The organism is Micromonospora sp. BS32 (assembly GCF_059089345.1).
Map to the genome: position 1 here is coordinate 1 of NZ_JBSSHR010000058.1, position 825 is coordinate 825.

Annotated in this window: 1 protein-coding gene; it reads left to right on the forward strand. The window is 76.1% G+C overall.

All coding sequences use genetic code 11. From position 1 onward, the window contains the following. Positions 1–89: 89 nt before the first annotated feature. Positions 90–825 (forward strand): PLP-dependent transferase (locus AC5RWQ_RS30215; protein ID WP_494286001.1); only part of this gene is annotated, 736 nt, incomplete at its 3' end.

Below are 825 nucleotides of genomic sequence, written 5' to 3' on the forward strand. Positions count from 1 at the left end.
CTCGGCCACTACGGCACCGTGACCGCCGAGCAGGTCCGGCGGGACGTGCCCGGCATGCCCTTCCCCTACACGCTCTTCGTGGTGGACCGGTGAGCGCCGGACGGGCCGGCGGCCCCACCACCACGGACAGCGCCGCGCACCTGGCGGGCCTGGCCGCCGACCTCGTGGCGGAGTACCGGCACGAGCAGCTGCCGGTGCCGGCCGGACTCGCCGCGCTGGCCGCGGGCGGTGCCTCCTTCGGCGACACGCTCGACGGCTACCGGGCCGCCCGCGACCGGCTCGCCGCCCTCCTGGACGCGTCCTTCGAACCCGCGGCGGCCAACCGCTCCATGCGCGAGTTCTGGGACGACGCCGCGGCCCAGGAGGAGGGCCGCAGCGACCGGGCGTACTGGGACAGCTACGAGAACGGCCGGCGGCGCAGGACCGAGCAGCTCGCCGCCGAGGCGTTCGGCAGCGAGCAGGCGGTGCTCGTCAACGCCGGCATGTCGGCCCTGGACGTCGCCGTCCGGGCGAGCGGGATCGGCCCCGGCGACCGCATGCTGGTGCACGATCGGATGTACTTCGAGAGCCGGGACCTGCTGGACGGGCTCTACGCGCCGTGGGGGGTGCGCATCGTCACGGCGGACCTGCGCGACCCGAAGGCCGTGGCGGACGCCGTGGGCGAGCACCGCCCGGCCCTGGCGCTGGCCGAACTCGCCCTGAACGGCCCGCGCTGCGACGTGCCGGTCCTCGAACCGCTGCGGGACGCCGGTGTGCGCACCGTGCTCGACTGCTCGGCGCTCGGCCACGGCGTCGAACCGTCGGCGCTGCTGACCGGTCCCGACG